Origin of the sequence: Brevibacterium sp. CFH 10365 (genome assembly GCF_009299785.1) — a bacterium.
GTDB classification, from domain to species: domain Bacteria; phylum Actinomycetota; class Actinomycetes; order Actinomycetales; family Brevibacteriaceae; genus Brevibacterium; species Brevibacterium limosum.
Genome location: NZ_VIGO01000001.1, coordinates 728,321 through 748,745, shown reverse-complemented (window position 1 = coordinate 748,745; position 20,425 = coordinate 728,321). Strand labels below are relative to the sequence as shown.

Sequence of the window (20,425 nt, the reverse complement as noted above, 5' to 3'; positions counted from 1 at the left end):
GATCCTTCGTGGGCGATAAGCTCGGTAGATGGAGTATTTCGAGAATCGTGAACGCGCGGAATCCTTCGGCGAGGTGGCCGCGGACTACGACGCCTACCGTCCGAAATACCCTGCCGCGCTCATCTCGACCGTGATGCAGGCCGCCGAGGCGGGGGCCGGCTCGGGTTCAGGCGCCCCGCGCATCCTCGACGTCGGTTCCGGCACCGGTCTCCTCGCTTCCCAGCTGAAGGATGCGGGTGCCGAGATCCTCGCGGTCGAGCCCGACTCCGAGATGGCCGCCATCGCGCGAGCCAAGGGCCTCAAAGTGGACGTGTCGGTGTTCGAGGAATGGGATCCGCAGGGCCGCACCTTCGACCTTGTCTGCTTCGGACAGTCCTTCCATTGGGTCGACCCGATCATTGCCCTGCCGAAGATCCGCTCCGCGCTCAAGGCCGGTGGGAGTCTGGCCCTTGCCTGGAACGACATCGAACCGAAGGGCGAACTGAAGACCCGGCTCGATGCGATCACGGCACGCTTCCACGCCGAGGGATCAGCTGCGAGTCTGGGCACTGCGGGAGCCGAGGACAACTTCGCACACGTCGAACATCCGGCTCTCACACAGCTTCGCAGTGCCGGATTCACCCCGAACGAGGCCACTTTCACCGATGACCTCCGCTTTTCGAGGCACGATTGGCTCTCGATGGTCTTCACCTACTCGGCTCAGCTGACAATGGACCCGGTGAAGAGGGCGGTCATGCGCGAAGAGATGTCGAAAGTCATCCCGAACAACGGCCTCGAGGCACGAAATGACGCTCTTCTCGTGCTCGCGCACGCCTGAAGAGGCCCTGTCCGCAGCCGGGCATCTGTCACCGTTTCTGCCGCGCCGCCCCGTCAATACGACTTTGCACCGATGCAACGGGAGGTTATGCGGCCGCCCAGGCGTTGTGCGGCCGGCGAGAGGATGTGGCGCCAAGGGTGCGGGATGCGCCGCACACTCTAAGAGCACCGCGCCCGCAACCGACGCCGAACCGAAGCTGCGACCACCACACCGCTTCGCACCGCACCTGCGCCCACCGACCGGGCCGGTTCCGCGCGGCATGAAACTGACCCGTAGAGTGAGGAGTGTCCGGTCACGCAAGGCTGCACGGGGACACGGCCCTCTGGGGCCCACCACGGCCCCGTCGCCGCAGCCGACGCGAGACGACCACATCGACGCCAACAGCATCCGAGAGTCAGGAGCAGTCGTGCCAGCGACACCCGCCGACGCCACCATCACCGAGATCACGAATCTCATCACCTTCGATACGACGAGCCGGGACACGAACCTGCCGCTCATCGAGCACGTCGAAGCCCGTCTCGCGTCCGCCGGCATCGACTCCCGCCGGATCCCGAACCCGGAGGGCACGAAAGCGAACCTGCTCGCGACCATTCCCGCAGCCGACGGCACCACCACGGGCGGCATCGTCCTCTCCGGCCACACCGATGTCGTCCCCGTCGACGGCCAGGATTGGTCCTCGGATCCGTTCACGCCTGAGATCCGCGACGGAAAGTACTTCGCCCGGGGCAGCGCGGACATGAAGTCCTTCGTCGGTGTCATCCTCTCCCGCCTCGAAGCGCTCAAGGCCGCGAAGCTGCGAGAACCCGTCCACCTCGCCTTCTCCTATGACGAGGAGATCGGCTGCGTGGGCGCCATCTCCCTCGTCGAGGCCATCACCGAGGCGGGGCTCGCTCCCCGCGGCTGCGTCGTCGGCGAGCCCTCGAGCATGCGCGTCATCCGCGGCCACAAATCGATGAATGTCTTCCGCGTCGACTTCCACGGCGTCGCCGCCCACTCGTCACTCACTCCCGAAGGCGTCAACGCCATCGCCTACGCCTCGGAGTTCGTCGCCTTCGTCCACGCCGTCGCTGCCGAATTCCGCACCGAAGGTCCCTTCGACGACGCTTATGTCGTGCCCTTCACCTCGGTCACGGCGAACACGTTCAACGGCGGCATCGCCATCAACACGATCCCCGCCGAGGCGACCGTGCAGTTCGAATTCCGCTCGCTCGGGGCTGTCGATCGCGAAGGGCTCATCGCGCGGTTCCGCTCCGAGGCCGAACGCTTGGGCCGGGCCATGGCCGCCGAGAACAAGATCGCGGGGGTCGACTTCATGATCGAGGCCGAGGCACCCGGCTGCGAGACCCCTGCCGATGCGGACATCGTCTCGCTCGCCGCGAACTGGGGCGGCATCGCCACCGACGACAAGGTCACCTACGGCACCGAGGCGGGACTGTTCTCCGAAGCCGGCATCCCCACCGTCGTCTGCGGCCCCGGGGACATTGCCCAGGCCCACGCACCGGACGAGTTCATCGAGCTCGACCAGATCGCAGCCTGTGAGTTCTTCGTCGACGCCCTCATCTCCGATCTCTCGGACCGCTCCTAGGACAACTTCCGGCGCTTCCGTGCCTCCGGGCTGTTCGGGGCCCGAAAGTGCAGCGGCCTCCCGGATCTGCACCGGGTTCCCCTCCACGGCGGTTCGTGTTTGGATGGAGTCGACAGCGATCCTCAGCAGCAGGGAGGCACCATGGGGTCCGAATTCTCCGTCGGCGATCATGTGGCGTGGAACTCAGAGGCCGGAGAGGTCTCCGGGACGGTCACCAAAGTCCACACCTCGGACTTCGAGTACAAGGGCCATAACCGCCGCGCCTCGGACGATGAACCGCAGTACGAGATCAAGAGCGACAAGACCGATCACATCGCCGCTCACAAAGGCAGCGCCCTCCACCTCGTCGACGACGAATGACGGAACAGGTCAGTTCGTCGAGGCGGAAGACGGACATCGCTCCGAAGGCCTGGACCGACACGGAATCGGAAGACACGAAGAACCTGCCGCACCTGCTGACCGTCGGGCATTCGAATCGTGAACTGAACGAGTTCATCGGACTCCTCACGAACACCGGCACCGAGGTGGTCGTCGACGTCCGCAAACTCCCAGGATCGAACCGGAATCCCCAGTTCAACGCCGACACCCTTGAGACCGACCTCGCCGAGGTGGGGATCGAGCTGCGGCGCCTCGAGGGACTGACAGGCCGGCGACCGGTCAGCCGCACGGTGCCCTTCGACGTCAACGCTTGGTGGCAGAACAGAAGCTTCCACAACTACGCCGACCACTGCCTCTCCGAGGAGTTCCGCACCGACCTCGAGACCCTCATCGGCTGGAGCGACGGCAGGCGTTGTGCGCTCATGTGCTCAGAAGCCGTGTGGTGGCGCTGCCATCGCAGGATCATCGCCGATCAGCTGCTCGCCCGAGACCTCCCCGTCGCACACATCCTCGGCGAAGGGCATGTCGATGCGGCGAAAATGAGCGAAGGTGCCCGCCTCGACACCGAACGAGTCCCCGGTGCCGCCAACTCGGCGGTCGGCATCCTCACCTACCCGGCCGACAGCTGACTGGTCCGAATCGCCCGGACTCCTGGGCATCCCTCACCGGTACCGGCACACTCCACCGATGCAACGAGAGGAGATGTCGCCCTCGCGATGATCTGAGAGCATCACAACGTCGTGTCAAAAACGCGTAGGGATCCTCCACCGTCGGTTGCGGGCACCGTCGACTTCAGGTGCCGTCTGGTGCGGGCACCGTCTGGTGCGGGCACGATCGGTTGCGCGCCCAATCCAGCCCATCCCACGAAAAACGCCGAGGCGGCACCTGGACTCAGGTGCCGCCTCGGCGGTGGTGTGGTGGTGTCGATCAGCGATCCCGAAGGATCGGGGCAGAACCCGAGACCGACTCACCACGTCCGGATCATCCGGACAGGGCCTGGATCAGGCCTTGCCGATGACCTCGAACTTGATCTTCGCGGTGATCTCGTCGCCGACGCGCACAACAGCGTTGTAGCTGCCGGGGGTCTTGACGTGACCGGTCAGCGCGATCTGACGGCGATCGAAGTCGCGTCCGGTCGCGGTCTGCAGGGCCTCGGCCACGAGGGCAGGGGTGACGGCGCCGAAGAGGCGACCGTTCTTGCCGGCCTTCATGTCGATGCGAGCCGTGGTCGACTCGAGTTCGCCCTTGACCTTGATGGCTTCGTCGTGATCGGCGATCTGCTTGGCCCGGCGGGCCTTGCGCAGAGACTCGATGTGCTTCTCAGCGCCGGCGGACCAGGCCGAAGCCCAGCCACGAGGCAGAAGCAGGTTGCGTGCGTATCCGGCACGAACCTCGACGACATCGCCGGCGGCACCGAGGCCGTCGACTTCCTGGTTCAGAATCACTTTGCGGTTAGGCATATCTGTCTCCCTCCGATCAGCGAGCTGAGCTCGAGTAGGGCAGAAGTGCCATCTCGCGGGCGTTCTTGACAGCCTTTGCGATGACGCGCTGTTCCTGCACGGTCACACCGGTGACGCGACGTGCACGGATCTTGCCGCGGTCGGAAATGAACTTACGGAGCGTAGCGGTGTCCTTGTAGTGGATGTTCGCCGCTTCGCCCTTCTTGAGCGGATTAGCCTTCTTCTTGATAGGCTTCCGGATCTCTGGCTTTGCCATGAGTATCTCCTGTTAACGAATGTCTCGAAATGTCTTCAGACGTGGATCAGAACGGGGGTTCGTCGGCGCCGGGGTTGCCCCAGCCGCCGTTGCCGCTCTGCGGGTTCGATGATGCCCACGGGTCGTTGGCGGGACCGTTGCTGCCCTGGCCGTAGCCCTGGCGCTGCCCACCCTGCTGGCCGCCCTGCTGGGGGTTGTTTCCCCATCCGGAGGACTGCTGGTTGCCGAAGCCGCCCTGCTGGCCGCCTCCGCCCTGGCCGCCTCCACCGAAGCCGCCACCGCCGCCGCCGAAGTTTCCTCCGCCGCTGGGGTTGTTCTTCGTCACCTGGGCGGTGGCGCGTCGCAGGCTGGGGCCGACTTCGTCGACGTCCAGCTCCATGACCGTGCGCTTCTCGCCTTCCTTGGTTTCGAAGGACCGGGACTTCAGTCGGCCCTGAACGACGACCCGTGTACCGCGCTGCAGAGATTCGGCGACGTTCTCTCCCATTTCACGCCACACCGAGCAGCGCAGGAAGAGAGTCTCCCCGTCCTTGAACTCGTTGGCCTGACGGTCGAAGATGCGCGGCGTCGAGGCCACGGTGAAGTTTGCGACAGCCGCACCGTTAGGTGTGAAGCGCAGCTCGGGATCGCTGGTGAGGTTCCCGACGACCGTGATGACTGTTTCGCCTGCCATTGAATCTCCTTGAAGCGAGGTAGCTGAGTCGCCTTACTTGGCGTCCGGGCGGAGGATCTTCGTGCGCAGAACGGACTCGTTGAGTCCGAGCTGACGATCGAGTTCCTTGGTCGTTGCAGGCTCGGCGTGGAAATCGACCACGACGTAGTAGCCCTCGGACTTCTTCTGGATCTCGTACGCGAAGCGACGACGTCCCCAGATGTCCACGTTGTCGACGGTGCCGTTCTCAGCCGGAACAACCTTGATCAGGTTGTTCACGGTGTCAGCCAGCGTCCGCTCTTCGAGGTCGTTATCAAGAATGAGCATGAGCTCGTACTTGCGCATATGTCACCCACCTCCTCTGGTCTTTGCGGCCATGGTCGGTCCATGGCAGGAGGGTATATGCCTGTCCGTCCCCGATCCCGTGCTGGTCACGAAATGGGAACAGACCTCACTAGTCTAATCGACTGGTGCGCAGGCTGTCATGTCCGGATTCGTGCTCTTCCTTACGCTTCCCATCGTGATGATCCCCGTCCGCTCCATCGGAAGCGTCCGCAGGCGTGGCCCCGGGTTCTTCCCCTCGCCGAGGCGGCCCTGCCGTGACCGTGCCACCGCGGATCCGTCGCCGGTAGAGATTCTCCCCGGCCATGATCACGACGAGGACGAGCGCGAGGAGCCGCAGCAGGGTGAACAGGGCGACGAAGGTGGAGTCGAGTCCCTTGTCCGCCTCGAAGCCGGAGACATCGCCGAGTTGGACGGCGATGGCGAAGACCGCCTCGGCGAGGGTCCAGACGATGAGAACCCACCAGCGGCGGATGGACAGCGCGATGAAGGGCAGCAGCCACAGGCTGTCCCAGGGCATGAGTCCCGGTGCGAGCAGCAGACAGCCCCCGATGAGCAGGCAGGCTGCCGCCGCCGGGTCAAGGCCTGTGCGTCGGACCATGTAGAGGCTGATGGCGACGGCGAGGATGACTCCGCCGCTGGCGATGATCCACAGCGGCGCCCAGACGGAGACGTCGCCGAGTTCGGCCATGAGCAGGATCGAGGCGAAGGATCCGCCGTCGACGGCATCGGAATACCAGTGGATGATCCGGTCGATCGCGGTCGGGTCGAGGACGAGCAGCAGCGCCGAGGTGATCGTGGCCGCGGCGAGCATCATCCGCGGATTCCGCGGCTTCAGTCCCCGCGCCGGATTCGGCCCGGCCAGGGTCAGGGCCAGGAGAACGAGGAGGGCGAGCGGGTTGATGAACGCTGCGATGCCCAGCAGCACTCCGGCCAGCCAGCCTCGCGGGCGCAGCGGTGGGGGCCTGAAGAAGAGGACCGTCGCCCACACGGCCAGCGCCAAGGCGAGCGGATCGAGAGTCGATCCGAGAGTGAAGAGGATGAGCGGGGAGGCGAAGACCGCGACCAGCCACCCCCTGTGGCGGGCGAGGACGAGGAGTCCCGCACCGAGGGCCGCGATCCCTGCGGTGTTGAGCAGGAGCACGACGACCATGAACAGGGAGACGTCGTTCGTGAACAGGTGGAACAGGCCGGCCAGGCGGGCTTCGAGAGGCGCCAGTGCCGCCGCCCCGCCGTGGGCGCGTCCGAGCACCTCGGGGTTGACCTCACCGACGAAGGCCGTGGACAGGGGCCCTGCACACATCCTCGCCGAGGCGGCCGGCTGTTCGTATCCCGAGCTCAGGCACGGACCCTGCAGAGCCAGGGCGAGGAAGGTGGTGACGCCGAGGACTGCAGCCAGCACATAGGCCTGGGAGCTGCGGAACCGCCGACCGGCAACACCGAGGTGAATGCCGACCGGACCGCCGAGCAGAGGCTCGGCGATCCGGGTGCTGGGCTTCGAGGGCATTACTCGAGGTTACTAGTCATTGCCTCCCGGGGACTTCGGCGGCTCAATGGGTAGCCCGCCCGACGGCCCCTCGTCTGGAGGCTCGTTGTTGTCCTCGGAGCCTCCCTCGCCGTCATTACCGTCTGGATCAGAATTCTCGGAACCATTATTGTCGCTGCCGGACCCGTTATCAGACCCTTCATCGCCCTCGTCGTTCGAGGAACTGTTGTCCTCGCGGCCGTCCTCGTCCTTCGAGTCGTCGTTGCCGTTGTCGTCCTTGGAATCGGAGTCCGTGTTCTTGTCCTCGTCCTTGTTCTTATCGGCATCCGAGTCCTCATCGGAGCCTCCGGAGCCATCGGAGCTGCCGGAACCGCCGTCGCTGCCGTCGTTGCTGCCCGACGGCGCCTTGGGTTCGGGCTTCGGAGCGGCCGGCTCATTCGTGTTCTTCGGCTTAGGCTTTTCGGGCAGTTCACCGCGGGCCGGGAACTGTTCGACCTTCTCACCCTGGAGAGCCTTCTGCATGTAGTCGGTCCACACCTGGACCGGGAACGATCCACCGGTGACCTCACCGCGACCGCCGTAGGCACCTATCGACATCTGCTTGCCGTCGACCTCACGGTAGAGCACGACCGAGGTCGCGAGATTCGGGGTGTAGCCGGAGAACCAGGCCGCAGTATTGCCCGTCGTCGTACCGGTCTTGCCGGCAGCTGGCCGGCCGAGGTTCTGGGCGTAGCTGCCCGAACCGCCGTTGACCACCTGACTCAGAGCGTACGAGGTCTCGGCACCAACAGCCTTGTCGAAGACGCGCTTGCCCTTGGTCTCGCCCTTGTACACTTCCTTGTCCTCGGCACCCTTCGTGACCTTCTTGATCGAGTGGGTCTCGTGGTGAACACCATTGGCTGCGAAGGTCGCATATGCCGAGGCCATATCGAGGGGCTTGACACTCGGGGTACCGAGCACGGTGGACGGATTCGCCGCATCCATGTCTAGTGTGCAGCCGCCGGTGTTGCCTGCCTTCACCTCCTTTTCGGTGCAAGCAGGACCGACTCCCGCTCGAGTGGCAGCGTCGATCGTCTTGTCCGTACCCACCTGCACATTGAGCGCGGCATAGGCGGTGTTGATCGAGGACTGCGTCGCCTTGAGCAGGCTCACCGGTCCGTAGCTCGAGCCGCCGAAGTTGTTCACCAGCCACGGCTTGCCGTTGTTGTCGATCGAGGTCGGGCTGGATCCGGGATACGTGTCAGTCAGCCGCACACCGTTCTCGAGCCCTGCGACGAGGGCGAAGGGCTTGAACGTCGAACCCGCCTGCACATGGCTCTGTGTCGAGGCGTTGAACGCCTGGTCGAGATAGTTCTTGCCGCCGTAGAAGGCTTCGATACCGCCGTCGTCCGGGTCGATCGAGACGAGTCCGGCCTGCATGCCTTCGGGCTGGTCCTGCGGGAGCGTCTTGATGGCCTGCTCGGCGGCCTTCATCCGATCCTTGTCGAAGGTGGTGACGATGTTGTATCCGCCGCGATCGAGCTGTGCTTCGTCGATGTCGAGCTTCTTCAACGCCTCACGGCGGACGAAGTCCCACATGTAGCCCTTCTGACCCGACAGTGAGGACTCCTTATTCTGCTTCCTCACGTCCGGCAGCTCGACCTTTGCGGCCTGCTCCTCGGTGAGGAAGCCTTCGTCGACCATATTCTTGACCACATAGTTGAAGCGGTCTTCATAGGCCTCGGGGTTGTCCGAGGGGTCGGCGGCACCGGGGCGCTGGATCATCGCGGCCAGCAGAGCGGACTCGCTGACATTGAGTTCCGAGGCCGGCTTGTCGAAGTAGTTCTGTGCTGCCACCTCGACGCCGTAGGAGCGACGGCCGAGGTAGATGGTGTTGAGGTAGTTTGCGAGGATCTCGTCCTTCGACTGCTGCTGGTCGATCTTGAGCGAGATGAACATCTCCTTGACCTTGCGATCAAGCGAGTGCTCGTTCGTGAGGTAGAAGTTCTTCACGTACTGCTGGGTGATCGTCGAACCGCCACCCGCGTACTTGTTCGTAGCCACGCCGACGACGGCGCGGGAGAGACCCTTGATCGAGATGCCGCGGTTCTCATAGAAGGAGGTGTCCTCGGCGGCGATCGCGGCCTTCTGCATCGGTTCGGAGATCTCATCGATCTCCACGGACTTGCGGTCCTCGACCTTGTATTGACCGATGGGCGTCTTGCCATCGCTGTAGTAGATCGTCGAGGTCTGACCGGTCGCCTCGAGGTTCGGCTCAGGGATGTCGGTGGCGGCATACCCGACGGCGAACGCCACGCACAGGGCGATGACGAGGCTGAGCCCGCCGACGACGAGCACGCGGATGCTCGGCAGGAAACGGGTCCATCCGCTCACACCCGCTCTGGGGTAGTTGAGCAGGTTCTTCGTATTCCTGCCGATATTTTTGGCTGTGTGTTGTCCCTTAGCCACCCAAGGTCCTCCAGGTCAGTCAGCCTGCCGCGATGCGTGGCGACGAGGTCCGAAAAAGGTCAAAGACGCCAATCAGTCTCGCACGCCTTCTTTAGTAGAGGGTGAAAAAGTGCTGAGCCTGACACGCTGCAGAGGCACGGGGTTACCGAACAGTTCTGTGAGTAACCTGGAATTCGGCGTCTCACCAGGCATTTTAATTCACGGGCGAAGAATCAACCATGACGGGTGCGTGTTTGCTCACATTCAGCTGCTGACCCCATGAACCGCCAGTCCGCGCCCCGATCAAGTGGGAGCTCACTTTTCGGCTCCCACTACCAGTCCGGGCCTCAGTCAAGCGGGAGCCCACTTTTCGGCCCGGGTAACGGTCGAAAAGCGGGAGCCCGCTTGAACGAGCGCCGCTGCACCCTCAGCTCTTGAGATCGAAGTCCGTATCGGCGTACTCGTTGCCCTCGACGGCGGGTTCGCCGCTGAATGGGTGCAGCTGGTCTTCGCGGGCCCGCAGCTCGACACGACGGATCTTTCCGGAGATCGTCTTCGGCAGCTCGGCGAACTCGAGCCGGCGGATGCGCTTGTACGGTGCCAGGTGCTCCCGGCAGTAGGCGAGGATCGAACGCGCGGTCTCGGCATCGGCCTCGAACCTGCTCGACACGACGACGTAGGCCTTGGGCACAGCCAGTCGCACAGGATCCGGCGAGGGCACAACGGCCGCCTCGGCGACGGCCTCGTGTTCGATGAGCACGCTTTCGAGTTCGAAGGGGGAGAGTCGGTAGTCGCTGGCCTTGAACACATCGTCGGCGCGACCGACATAGGTGATGTATCCGTCCTCATCACGAGAGGCCACGTCACCGGTGTGGTAGACACCGCCTTCGAAGGCCTCTGCGGTCTTCTCCGCGTTGCTCCAGTAGCCGGTGGTCAGGCCGATGGGACGAGGATCGAGGCGCAGGCAGATCTCGCCCTCGTTGCCCTCCTCACCGGTCGCCGGGTCGATGAGGACGACGTCGAATCCGGGCAGCGCCTTGCCCATCGAACCGTACTTGAGCTCCTGATCAGGTGAGTTGCCGATCTGGAGGGTCGACTCGGTCTGGCCGAAGCCGTCGCGGATGAGCACACCCCATTCGCTGTGAACGCGGTCGATGATCTCGGGATTGAGCGGTTCACCGGCGCCGAGGGCCTTCGTCGGGGGATTCTTCAGGTGGCCCAGGTCGGCCTGGATGAGCATGCGCCATACGGTCGGCGGGGCGCAGAAGCTCGTCACTCCCACTCGATCCATGGTCTCCATCAGGGCGTTGGCGTCGAAGCGCGAGTAGTTGTAGAGGAAGACGCAGGCTTCGGCGATCCACGGGGTGAAGATGTTCGACCAAGCGTGCTTGGCCCAACCGGGCGAGGCGACGTTGAGGTGGACGTCGCCGGGTGTCAGCCCCATCCAGTACATCGTCGAGAGATGGCCGACAGGGTAGGAGACATGGGTGTGGGCGACCATCTTCGCCTTCGAGGTGGTGCCCGAAGTGAAGTAGAGCAGCATCAGATCATCGGCGCGCGACGTGCCCTGCGGGTCGAATTCGGTGCTCTCATCATCGGCGTCGGAGTAGCTGTAGTCCTGCTGGCGGGTGGGCTCCCCGCCGACGACGATGCGGACGACATCGACCTCGACGTCATCGAACTTCGCGGCATCCTCGACGCCGGCGACGACGAACTCGGCGTGCCCACGCTCGGCACGGTCGGTGAGGTCGATGGGGCCCAGCTGCGTGGTTGCGGGCATGAGCACGGCACCGAGCTTGATGCCGGCGAGCATCGTCTCCCACAGCTCGACCTGGTTGTTGAGCATGACCATGACATGGTCCCCGCGCTTGATCCCGGCCCGGCGGAAATGGTTCGCCACCTGGTTCGAACGGGCGGAGAGCTCCGCGAAGCTCCACTTGCCCTCGGAACCGTCCTGTTCGACGATCCACAGAGCCGGCTTGTCGTTGTTCTCGGCGATCTTGTCGAACCAGTCGAGTGCGAAGTTGAAGTGTGTGAGACGCGGCCATTCGAACTGTTCGCGGGCGGCCTCGTAGTCGCTGCGGAGTTCGATCAGCTTATCGCGGGCCGCGCGGAATTCCTCGGTCACTGTCATTGTGGTCTCCTCACCTCTCGCCACCGTCACAGCCTGTGACGTCAAACACAAATCTAAACGATTACGAAGCTATCAGCACTGATCGTTCGGTGGTTAAGCGGGGTCGGTCACTGACCGTGGGTCTCCCACCAGGAGCGCAGTTCCGCTTCGGCGCGCTCCCGTCCAAGAGGCCCGTGCTCCATCCGCAGCTCGAGCAGATGTTTGTACGCCTTGCCCACCAGCGGCGATGGTTCGATATCGAGGATCGCCATGATCTGCCGACCGTCGAGATCCGGACGGATCGAATCGAGTTCCTCCTGCTTCGCCAGGGCCTCGATGCGCGCTTCCAAGTCGTCATAGGCGAACGCCAGCCGGTCGGCTTTGCGTCTGTTGCGAGTGGTCACATCGGCGCGCGTGAGGATGTGCAGACGCGAGAGCAGCCGTCCGGCGTCCGTGACATAGCGACGCACCGCAGAATCCGTCCACCCGGCATCGCCGTAGCCGTAGAAGCGCAGATGCAGTTCGACGAGGCGGCCGACCGCCTTCGTCGTGTCCTTGTCGAAGCGCAGCGCCTTCATCCGCTTGGCGGTGAGCTTCGCACCCACCGCATCGTGGTGGTAGAAGGTCACTGCGCCACCGGGCTGGAATCGGCGAGTGGCGGGTTTGCCGACATCATGCATCAGCGCCGCGAAACGGACGACGAAGTCCGGCACGCGCAGGCGCTGCGGGTCGTCGTCGGCCATTCCGGCTTCCTCCTGAGCCGCGGCATACCCGCTCTCGAGTTCGACGGCCTGACGCAGCACGGTCAGAGAATGCTGGTAGACGTCCTTGTGCCGATGATGCTCGTCCGTCTCGAGCTGGAGTCCGGACACCTCGGGCAGAACATGGTCGGCGATGCCGGTGCGCACCAGCAGGTCGATTCCGGCGACGGGATCGATGCCGGTGATGAGTTTGACGAGTTCGACCTGGACGCGTTCGGCGGAGATGATCTCGATCCGATCGGCCATCGCCGTCATCGCCTCTTCCACCTCGGCGACGGGATCGAGCCCGAGCTGGGAAGTGAACCGAGCTGCGCGCATCATCCGCAGCGGATCATCGGAGAACGAGTCCGCGGCTCTGCCTGGGGTGCGGATGCGTCCGGCGATGAGGTCGTCGAAACCCTGATGCGGATCGACGAAGGTCTTCGAGGGCAGACGGATCGCCATCGCCCCGATCGTGAAATCACGGCGGACGAGGTCGGCGTCGAGGTCCGTGCCGAAGGCAACCATCGGTTTGCGCGAGTCCTCTTCATAGGCTTCGGCTCGGTAGGTCGTGATCTCGATCTGCACGCCGGACTTCACGGCCCCGATGGTGCCGAATTCGCGTCCGATGTCCCAGTGCGTGTCGACCCAGTCGGCGATCAGTCCGAGGATGGCGTCGGGGTGGGCATCGGTGGTGAAGTCGAGGTCGGGCATAGGGCGGCCGAGCAGCGCATCACGGACGGAACCGCCGACCAGGGCGAGTTCGAAACCGGCTGAGGAGAACCTCTGACCCAGCGGGCCGAGGATGTGCTCGAGCTCATCGAGCTTGTCGTGCAGTCGGTTGTGCGCGGTCTGCGGATCCACCGAGCTCCTTCGATTCTGTGATTTCTGCTCTTACCCAGGGGAACTCGCCTCCCGCGTCAGGGCGCGAGTTCCGGTCTCCATAAGCCTACCGGGAGCCGATGACACGAAACTTCCAAGCTTCGCCTACTAAGGTAGGAGAATGACCACACCGATGCCCAAGCCGGGACCCCGCACGTCCCGCCGCACCACAGTGGAGGAGATCTCCGCCGGTGGCATCGTTGTCGACTTCTCCCATCCGTTGCTGGCTGTGGCCGTCATCGCCCGCATCAATCGCGCCGGTCGGATCGAATGGTGCCTTCCGAAGGGGCATCTCGAAGGAACGGAGACCCCCGCCGAGGCGGCCCGCCGTGAGGTCGAAGAGGAGACCGGGATCGCGGGGCAGATCATCTGCCCGCTGGGAACCGTCGACTACTGGTTCACCGTGACCGGAATCCGGATCCACAAACTCGTCCACCATTTCCTGCTGCGTGCACAGTCGGGGACTCTGACCGTGGATAATGATCCTGACCAAGAAGCGATCGATGCGGCGTGGGTGCCCTTCAATGACCTGCGTTCGCGACTCTCGTTCGCCAATGAGCGCCGAATCGTCGCCGCCGCCCGACCGATGGTGTCCCGACTGGAGCAGTGAAACCCATTCCCATCCGCCGACTGCGATTCCTCACCGCCCTGCTGAGCACGCTCCTGCTGCTCGCAGGGCCGGTTTTCGCATACCCGCTGCTGACGGCCGCCCCCGCCGCCGCCAGCACCGATGCGGACAAGGACGAGGTCTCGATCACCCTCGACGAGGTGACTCCCTGGATCGATGACAAAGGCACACTTACCGTGCGCGGAAAGATCTCGAACACGACGAAGAAGGCGATCGAGAAGCCGAGCCTGAGTCTGCAGATGTCGACCCGCAAACTCGATTCCGAATCCCGCCTGAGTTCCTGGAAGCAGGGACAGGCCCAGCACCGCACCGTCGCCGACCTCGAACACGATGGGACCGAAGCCAGAGAGAAGGCGAAGAAGGACAAGGACGACGATTCCGGCGACTCATCGGGAACCACCCTCGACACCTCCTTCGATGACACCATCGATCCCGGGGCCACCGCGGAGTTCACCTTCCGTGTGCCTGCCGACGACCTCGACCTGAGCACGTCCTCACCCGTGAGTTCCTGGGGCCCACGGGGATTGGCGGTCCAGATCGGCGATGACACCGGTCTGCGTGCCTCTGCTCTCGGCTTCACCACGTGGTACCCGGACCCGGAGTTCGATCAGACGAAGATCAGTCTGCTCGCTCCCGTCACCCTGCCCGGTCATTCCGAGGGCGGGCTCATTCCTTCCGACCGGCTCGATGCAGCCATCGCCGAAGGCGGCTCGCTGGATACGATCGCGAAGCTGCTTCGACACAAAGAGCTCGCTTTGGCGATCGACCCGCGAATCATCGCCTCCTTCGAAGCCGCGATCGCCGAACCGCCCCCCGCCGACGCCCCGGAGGAGACCGAAGAGCCCGGCGATGAGAAGGGTGAAGAGACTCAGTCACCGCCGGTCGGGGCGCCCGAGAACGATGAGGCCGATTCCAGCGCCGCCGAGCTCGAAGCCGCCGAAGACCAGCGCAGACGCCTCGACTCCTGGTATCAGGACTTCGTGGGAGCGGCGCAGAAGCATACGATCGTCGCTCTGCCCTACGGCGATCCCGACCTCAGTGCTCTGCGCGGAACGAAGATCGACCGGTTGAGCACCTTCGCTCAGAAGCAGCGTGAGGTGGTCAAGGACGTCTTCCCTGATGCTCGGACGGATATCGCTTGGCCGGTGGCCGGAAGTGCGACGAAGAACGGGCTGCGTGCGCTGAAGAAGTCCGGCAATTCCACCGCGATCGTCAGCGATGGCCAGCAGCCCTCGATCACCGGCATCCACGATGACGCGCATTCGCACACGACGATCACCGATGACGGGGAGTCGACGATCGACACTCTCATCTCCGATTCGAAGCTCACGGATATGAGCGCCGAGGTGATCGCTGAGGAGAACCCTGCCGGGCCGCTGTCCGAACTCGTCGCAGAGTCCGCGGTGATCCAATCCGAGGCTCCCTATCGCACTCGCAGCCTGTTCGTTCCGCTCCCGCGGGCGGCCGCCTCGGCGAATTGGGAACAGACCGTCGAGGAGCTGAGCTCGGCACCGTGGATCGCCCCCACCGGCGCCGACGAGATCCTCGACTCACCCTCCGAGGCGCGCGGACTGCTGCGCACGGATTCCGACGCCCCGCACATCCGGAAGAAGGCCGTGGAATCCCTGGCCGAGACCCGGGCGAACCAAGAGGACTTCAACAGCGTCTTCAGCGACCCGGACAGCGCCGATATCCGGCTCGACCGCGAGCTGCTCACCTGCACCTCGGCGGCCTGGACGCTGGGCCGGAACGCGAACATCTGCGCCGACCAGGCCCGCACACAGAGCGAGAAGCTCATGGACAGCCTGCACCTGCGCAAGGGATCGTCCGTCCTCCTCGTCACCGGCGAGAAGACGACGATTCCGGTCACGATCGTCAACGATTCCCCCGCCGAGGCGACTCTGCGGATCCGGATGAGACCGGCGACCCCGCAGCTGCGGGCGCAGGAGACGGAGACCGTGAAGGTGCCCGCCGCGGAGACGATGCGCGTGGACGTGCCCGTCGAGGGCCTTGCCAACGCCGATGTGCCGACGACGATCGAAATGGTCACCGCCGACGAGGTGACCCTGCCCAAACACGAATCGCTCATGGTCCGGGTCCGCGCTGATTGGGAGAACATCGGCACCGCTGTGGTCGGATTGGCCCTGGCCGCAGTGTTCGTGATCGGCTTGGTCAAGACGATCGCACGCGGACGCCCGAAGATCCCCGAACAGCAGCTGGCCGATGCGATGGCCCGCGCCAAGACCGACGACCCCGAAAAGAGGTAGCGCTTGTCCAGCTTCTCATCCCTGGCCCGGTCCTCGGCGATCATGACCGCAGGCACCATGACATCGCGTGTGCTCGGCTTCGTCAAGGCCTCGATGCTGGCCACCGCGATCGGTGTGACTGCAGTCCAGGCCGATGCCTTCGATATCGCGAACAAGGTGCCCAACACCCTCTACATGCTGCTGGCCGGCGGTGTGGTCAATGCCGTGCTCGTCCCGCAGATCGTCCGCGCCTCGAAGCGTGAGGACGGCGGTACGGACTTCACGAACCGCCTGCTGACGCTGTCATTCCTGCTCCTTGCAGGTGTGAGCATCATCGCGACCGCTGCGGCCCCGCTGCTCGTCTGGCTCTACTCATCGGGGTGGAGCGATGAGCAGATGGCGCTGGCCACCGCCTTCGCCTTCTGGTGTCTGCCGCAGCTGTTCTTCTACGGCCTCTACACGCTGCTCGGCCAAGTGCTCAATGCGAAATCATCATTCGGTCCCTACATGTGGGCACCTGTGCTCAACAACGTCGTGGCGATCGCCGGGCTCGCCGCCTTCATCCTCATCTTCGGCACGAACAACGCCTCACCGCACGGACTCGACACGTGGACTCCGGACAAGATCGCCCTCATCGCCGGGTCGGCAACCCTCGGTGTCGTAGCTCAGGCACTCATCCTCATCTGGCCGCTCAAGCGGATCGGCTTCAAATTCAAGCCGACCTTCGGGTTCCGCGGGGTCGGACTCGGCTCGGCCGGCAAGGTCGCTTTCTGGACGTTCTCCGCGATGCTCATCGGCCAGATCGGCTTCCTCGTCATCTCCCGTGTCGCCTCGGGTGCATCGATCCCCGGCGACGGCAACGCATCGAACGCCGCATATACGACCGCCTACCTCGTGTTCATGCTTCCGCATTCGCTTATCGCGGTCTCTCTGGCCACGGCCCTGTTCACCTCCTTGGCCAAGGATGCGGCGAACAATGACACCGAGGCCGTCGTCAGCGATTTCTCCATGGGCGTGCGAATGGTCGGCTTCATCAATTCCTTCGCCACCATCGCATTCATCGTCCTCGCCACCCCGGTTGCGATGATCATCGCCGGTGAGGGACGGGAGCAGGCCACAGCCATCGGTCTCGTCATCATCACGATGGTCTTCGGTCTCATTCCCTTCAGCGCGAACTATCTCGCGCAGCGGGTCTTCTATGCCTATGAGGATGCCAAGACTCCGTTCCTCATCCAGCTGCCGCAGATCGTCTTCCAGTCCCTGGCGGTGGTCTCGGCGACGATCTTCCCGAAGTCGGTGACGGTGGCGATCATCGGTCTGATCATGAGCCTCGGCTATCTGATGGCGATGATCATCTCGTTCGCGGTCCTGAAGAAGCGCCTCGGCGCCATCGATCTGCGTGAGATCCTCATTTCGCATCTGAAGTTCCTCCTCGCGGCGATTATCGCCGGTGGGGCAGGGTTCGGTCTGCTCTACTTCTTCCCGGACTTCGCCTTGGCAGGACGCTGGCAGGCCTTCGCCTCCACGGCCATCGTCGGCACCGTGATGCTGCTGTTCTTCATCGGAGCTTGTTATTTGCTCAGAGTCAGAGAGTTGCATTCGATAATTGGCGTAGTAGCTGGAAAACTAAGAAAAACAGCCTGAGCCCTGTCAATCCCCACCGGAGGTGGTCGCCCTGATCGATATCGAACCCGGCATGGTGGTGGCCGGCCGTTATGTCGTATCGACCGTCGACCGTCGGTGGCTGCCCGAGAAGCCTGAAGTCGGTGCCGTCTGCACTGGCCTCGATGCGATCCTCGACGAACCCGTGCTCATCCTCGTCGCTGATGCCGATGGTTCCAACGATGTTCTCGAAGCCGCCCGTCGCGTATCGATCCTCGGTGACCCTCGTATCGCCCCGACGCTCGACGTCGGACATTCCAATGGACTGGACTACATCGTCATCAAGCGCATCGCAGTGACGCCGTTCAACCAGATCCTGCCGCGTTCGCCGCTGCCCGTCGACGCCGCGTGCGCCCTCATCGGCGAGGTCGGTTCAGCGCTCGTGACCTCGGCCAGGCGGGGACTGTTCCACATGTTCCTGCGGCCGAGCGTTGTCGGTCTGACCTCGAAGGGTGGGGTGGTCATCGCAGGCATCGGCATCGATGCGGCATTGGCGCTGGATACCGGGCTCGTCGAGCAGAAGGACTACACGCCGACGAAGGCTTCACGCCGAGACGCCCTGGCTCTCGTCCAGCTCTTCTACACGGCTCTGACCGGGTTCTGGCCGGGAGCTGAGACCTTCGACGGCATTCCGCCTGCGGAGAAGGAGAATGCCCGGATAGCCCGGGCCCAGGCTCTCAACCCCGACGTCCCGGACAGACTCGATGATTTCGTCAGCGGAATCATCACGGGTTCGGATCCCGGTCCGGGTTCGGTCGCCGAGGTCCTCGGCTACATCGACACCTGGGATCCCGAACTGCTGCGCTACGTCAATCGTGCTCCTGTGGCGGAGAACGAGCACCTGTTCGAGCAGTCGCCCCGCAGCTTCGACGAAGCCACCAGTCTTCCCGCATCCCGTTCGAAGACCATCGGCCCCGGCCCCGGCGGTTCGGCCAGTGCCAGTGAAGATCAGGTGCAGGCAGCTCTCGTGCGCATCGGCATCACGCGTCCGGGGACGCGGGGACTGGCTGCCGGAGTGGTCGGACATACCACGGGCCGATATGCCGACCGGATGCAGATGCGGGAGGCCTCGAGCTTCCCCATCGCCAAGGAACAGCTCGACAGCGCCGCCCAGGACTGGGAGGAATGGCAGCCGGAGCAGACGTACTCGGAGTACTCGGAGTACGCAGAGCACGAATACGACGAGAACCTCACGAGCCCGATCATGAGCCGGGATGACGATTCGGATCCCGATACTCAGGCACTCGAGATCGTCCCCGAAGACGAAGGCGATGAGAACGATACTCGCGTGATCATGGACAACGACGAGGATGAGGACGACGGTTCCTGGTTCCTCGGCGGCATGTTCGAAACCCATGAACAGCAGCGCGAGCATCAGCGACGTGAGTATGAGCGCGAACGTCGGATCGCGAAGGCCAAGGAGGACGAGGCGCGCAGGCGTCTTGCCGCCTTCGAGGCGAGCTCGGCTGCCCGTCAGCAGGAAGCCAGCGCTGCCGCGCCTCCGAAGGAGATGCGTCGGCTGTCACCGGACACCGTTGATGATCACAGCGACGTTGATGATCAGAGCGCCACTGGTGACCGCGGCGCCGCTGATGAGCGCGGCGCCGAGGCAGCCGCGAGCTCCTCACCTGTCCGGCCGGCCGAGCGCAAGGCCGGGAAACCACGCCAGCAGCACAGCGATTCGACCGGTGCAGCCCAGGCATCGTCTGCGCAGAACCGAATGAAGGCAGCCGGAGCTGCGGGGGCCGCCGGTTTTGCCGGTGCTGCCGCGGCCGGTGCCGCAGCAGCGGGTCCGGGGGCGAAAGCCGATGCGAACAGATCCGGCGGCTCGGCCGGGGCAGGCACCGGTTCCAACAGATCCGGCGGCTCAACGGGCGCGAGTTCCGCAGCGGCTGGTGCCTCGGCCGGGGCAGGGAATGCCGGTTCAGGTGCTGGCGCCGGTGGGGCCAGCGCTGCTTCGGGCGGCGCAGGCAGCGGTTCGGGTGGTTCCCGTTCCGACGAGCGTGATCCAGCGGCCACCCGGAAGCCCTTCCTGTGGCTGGTTCTCGGCCTTGCTGTCGTTGCCGCCATCGTGCTCGGAATCGTCATCATCGGCTTCAACGCTGGGGACGAGGAATCCACCCCGGTCACAGAGACCTCGGCGCCGAGCGAACAGCCGACGAAAGATGAAGAGAAGAAGACTCCGAAGGCCGATCCGCCGAAGATCGATACCGTCGAATCTCTCGACCCCGAGGGCGATGGAGAGGAACACGACAGTGAAACCGAGAACGTGATTCCCAAGACCGAGGGGTCATGGAACACCGACAGGTACAACTCCGCGAGCTTCGGCAATCTCAAATCGGGTGTCGGTCTGCTCTTCGAGTTCGAGGATGAGACCACCATCAGCGAGGTGAAGGTGGCGTCGGGGAACTCTGGCGGCAAGTTCGAAATCCGCGACGGCGACGATCCCGAAGATGCGAAGGTGATCGGCGAAGGCGTCTTCGATGCCGATGGCGCGGTCACCGTGGAGTTCGACGAGAAGGTCGAGACCGACAAGCTCATCCTCTGGATCACTGAACTGCCGCAGACCGACGGCGGCTATAAGGCCACCATCAGCTCCGTGAAGTTCTCCTGAGCGCACAGACAGGTTTCACACCCTCGTCCGGCATCATCCGGTGCCTCACCGCAGCGACCTGGGCAGGATGCCTGCCCAGATGCAGGTGCGGAATAGTCCTCGGCACCGTACCGTTATAGATACGAACGTCATTTCGC

Annotated in this window: 16 protein-coding genes; 8 read left to right on the top strand and 8 right to left on the bottom strand. The window is 64.1% G+C overall.

Annotation, left to right across the window (positions count from 1 at the left end; all coding sequences use genetic code 11):
• Positions 1-28 precede the first annotated feature (28 nt).
• From FHG09_RS03150 to FHG09_RS03135, 4 genes are all read left to right on the top strand, one after another.
• Positions 29-817 carry a class I SAM-dependent methyltransferase gene (locus tag FHG09_RS03150; protein WP_152346206.1) on the top strand — a complete coding sequence of 263 codons (789 nt, stop codon included), beginning with the start codon at positions 29-31 and terminating at the stop codon, positions 815-817.
• 406 nt (positions 818-1,223) lie between these two features.
• Positions 1,224-2,402, top strand: coding sequence for an acetylornithine deacetylase (gene argE / locus FHG09_RS03145; RefSeq protein ID WP_227492512.1), 1,179 nt, complete (start codon positions 1,224-1,226; stop codon positions 2,400-2,402).
• A 141-nt stretch (positions 2,403-2,543) separates the two neighbouring features.
• Positions 2,544-2,762, top strand: coding sequence for a DUF2945 domain-containing protein (locus tag FHG09_RS03140; protein WP_152346204.1), 219 nt, complete (start codon positions 2,544-2,546; stop codon positions 2,760-2,762).
• Entirely contained in the window at positions 2,759-3,409 is a 651-nt protein-coding gene (locus FHG09_RS03135) for a DUF488 family protein (RefSeq protein ID WP_152346203.1), read from the top strand. Before FHG09_RS03140 ends, FHG09_RS03135 begins: the two co-directional genes overlap by 4 nt.
• 372 nt (positions 3,410-3,781) lie before the next feature.
• Here the strand turns inward: FHG09_RS03135 and rplI are convergent, their stop codons facing one another.
• From rplI to FHG09_RS03095, 8 genes are all read right to left on the bottom strand, one after another.
• The gene (gene rplI, locus FHG09_RS03130; RefSeq protein ID WP_152346202.1) at positions 3,782-4,240 is read right to left on the bottom strand and encodes a 50S ribosomal protein L9; all 459 of its coding nucleotides are present in this window, start codon (positions 4,238-4,240) and stop codon (positions 3,782-3,784) included.
• 16 nt (positions 4,241-4,256) lie between these two features.
• Complete coding sequence (gene rpsR / locus FHG09_RS03125; RefSeq protein ID WP_025779604.1) at positions 4,257-4,496, bottom strand: 30S ribosomal protein S18; 240 nt, start codon at positions 4,494-4,496, stop codon at positions 4,257-4,259.
• 46 nt (positions 4,497-4,542) lie between these two features.
• Positions 4,543-5,169: a single-stranded DNA-binding protein gene (locus tag FHG09_RS03120; protein WP_152346201.1), complete on the bottom strand. Its 627-nt coding sequence runs from the start codon at positions 5,167-5,169 to the stop codon at positions 4,543-4,545.
• Positions 5,170-5,202: 33 nt separating this feature from the next.
• The gene (gene rpsF, locus FHG09_RS03115; protein ID WP_025779601.1) at positions 5,203-5,493 is read right to left on the bottom strand and encodes a 30S ribosomal protein S6; all 291 of its coding nucleotides are present in this window, start codon (positions 5,491-5,493) and stop codon (positions 5,203-5,205) included.
• 109 nt (positions 5,494-5,602) lie between these two features.
• The gene (locus FHG09_RS03110) at positions 5,603-6,997 is read right to left on the bottom strand and encodes a hypothetical protein (RefSeq protein WP_193627265.1); all 1,395 of its coding nucleotides are present in this window, start codon (positions 6,995-6,997) and stop codon (positions 5,603-5,605) included.
• A 12-nt stretch (positions 6,998-7,009) separates the two neighbouring features.
• Positions 7,010-9,424: a transglycosylase domain-containing protein gene (locus FHG09_RS03105; protein ID WP_227492511.1), complete on the bottom strand. Its 2,415-nt coding sequence runs from the start codon at positions 9,422-9,424 to the stop codon at positions 7,010-7,012.
• A 406-nt stretch (positions 9,425-9,830) separates the two neighbouring features.
• Positions 9,831-11,537 carry an AMP-binding protein gene (locus FHG09_RS03100; protein ID WP_152346200.1) on the bottom strand — a complete coding sequence of 569 codons (1,707 nt, stop codon included), beginning with the start codon at positions 11,535-11,537 and terminating at the stop codon, positions 9,831-9,833.
• Positions 11,538-11,644: 107 nt separating this feature from the next.
• The gene (locus tag FHG09_RS03095) at positions 11,645-13,120 is read right to left on the bottom strand and encodes a CCA tRNA nucleotidyltransferase (RefSeq protein ID WP_152346199.1); all 1,476 of its coding nucleotides are present in this window, start codon (positions 13,118-13,120) and stop codon (positions 11,645-11,647) included.
• A 139-nt stretch (positions 13,121-13,259) separates the two neighbouring features.
• Here FHG09_RS03095 and FHG09_RS03090 point away from each other — a divergent pair, with 139 nt between their 5' ends.
• From FHG09_RS03090 to FHG09_RS03075, 4 genes are read left to right on the top strand one after another with little or no spacing between them, the layout of a single operon-like run.
• Positions 13,260-13,748: an NUDIX domain-containing protein gene (locus tag FHG09_RS03090; protein ID WP_135808011.1), complete on the top strand. Its 489-nt coding sequence runs from the start codon at positions 13,260-13,262 to the stop codon at positions 13,746-13,748.
• Positions 13,745-16,033, top strand: coding sequence for a DUF6049 family protein (locus FHG09_RS03085; protein WP_227492510.1), 2,289 nt, complete (start codon positions 13,745-13,747; stop codon positions 16,031-16,033). Before FHG09_RS03090 ends, FHG09_RS03085 begins: the two co-directional genes overlap by 4 nt.
• A gap of 3 nt (positions 16,034-16,036) precedes the next feature.
• Entirely contained in the window at positions 16,037-17,656 is a 1,620-nt protein-coding gene (gene murJ / locus FHG09_RS03080) for a murein biosynthesis integral membrane protein MurJ (RefSeq protein WP_152346198.1), read from the top strand.
• A 22-nt stretch (positions 17,657-17,678) separates the two neighbouring features.
• Positions 17,679-20,288, top strand: coding sequence for a virulence factor MviN (locus FHG09_RS03075; protein WP_152346197.1), 2,610 nt, complete (start codon positions 17,679-17,681; stop codon positions 20,286-20,288).
• The last annotated feature ends 137 nt before the right edge of the window (positions 20,289-20,425 follow it).

Bases quoted from the DNA above. Each gene is read 5' to 3' on its own strand.
- FHG09_RS03090 (WP_135808011.1), top strand. From the start codon at position 13,260: ATGACCACACCGATGCCCAAGCCGGGACCCCGCACGTCCCGCCGCACC.
- FHG09_RS03140 (WP_152346204.1), top strand. From the start codon at position 2,544: ATGGGGTCCGAATTCTCCGTCGGCGATCATGTGGCGTGGAACTCAGAG.
- rpsR (WP_025779604.1), bottom strand. From the start codon at position 4,496: ATGGCAAAGCCAGAGATCCGGAAGCCTATCAAGAAGAAGGCTAATCCG.
- FHG09_RS03150 (WP_152346206.1), top strand. From the start codon at position 29: ATGGAGTATTTCGAGAATCGTGAACGCGCGGAATCCTTCGGCGAGGTG.
- rplI (WP_152346202.1), bottom strand. From the start codon at position 4,240: ATGCCTAACCGCAAAGTGATTCTGAACCAGGAAGTCGACGGCCTCGGT.
- rpsF (WP_025779601.1), bottom strand. From the start codon at position 5,493: ATGCGCAAGTACGAGCTCATGCTCATTCTTGATAACGACCTCGAAGAG.
- FHG09_RS03120 (WP_152346201.1), bottom strand. From the start codon at position 5,169: ATGGCAGGCGAAACAGTCATCACGGTCGTCGGGAACCTCACCAGCGAT.
- FHG09_RS03100 (WP_152346200.1), bottom strand. From the start codon at position 11,537: ATGACAGTGACCGAGGAATTCCGCGCGGCCCGCGATAAGCTGATCGAA.
- FHG09_RS03110 (WP_193627265.1), bottom strand. From the start codon at position 6,997: ATGCCCTCGAAGCCCAGCACCCGGATCGCCGAGCCTCTGCTCGGCGGT.
- FHG09_RS03135 (WP_152346203.1), top strand. From the start codon at position 2,759: ATGACGGAACAGGTCAGTTCGTCGAGGCGGAAGACGGACATCGCTCCG.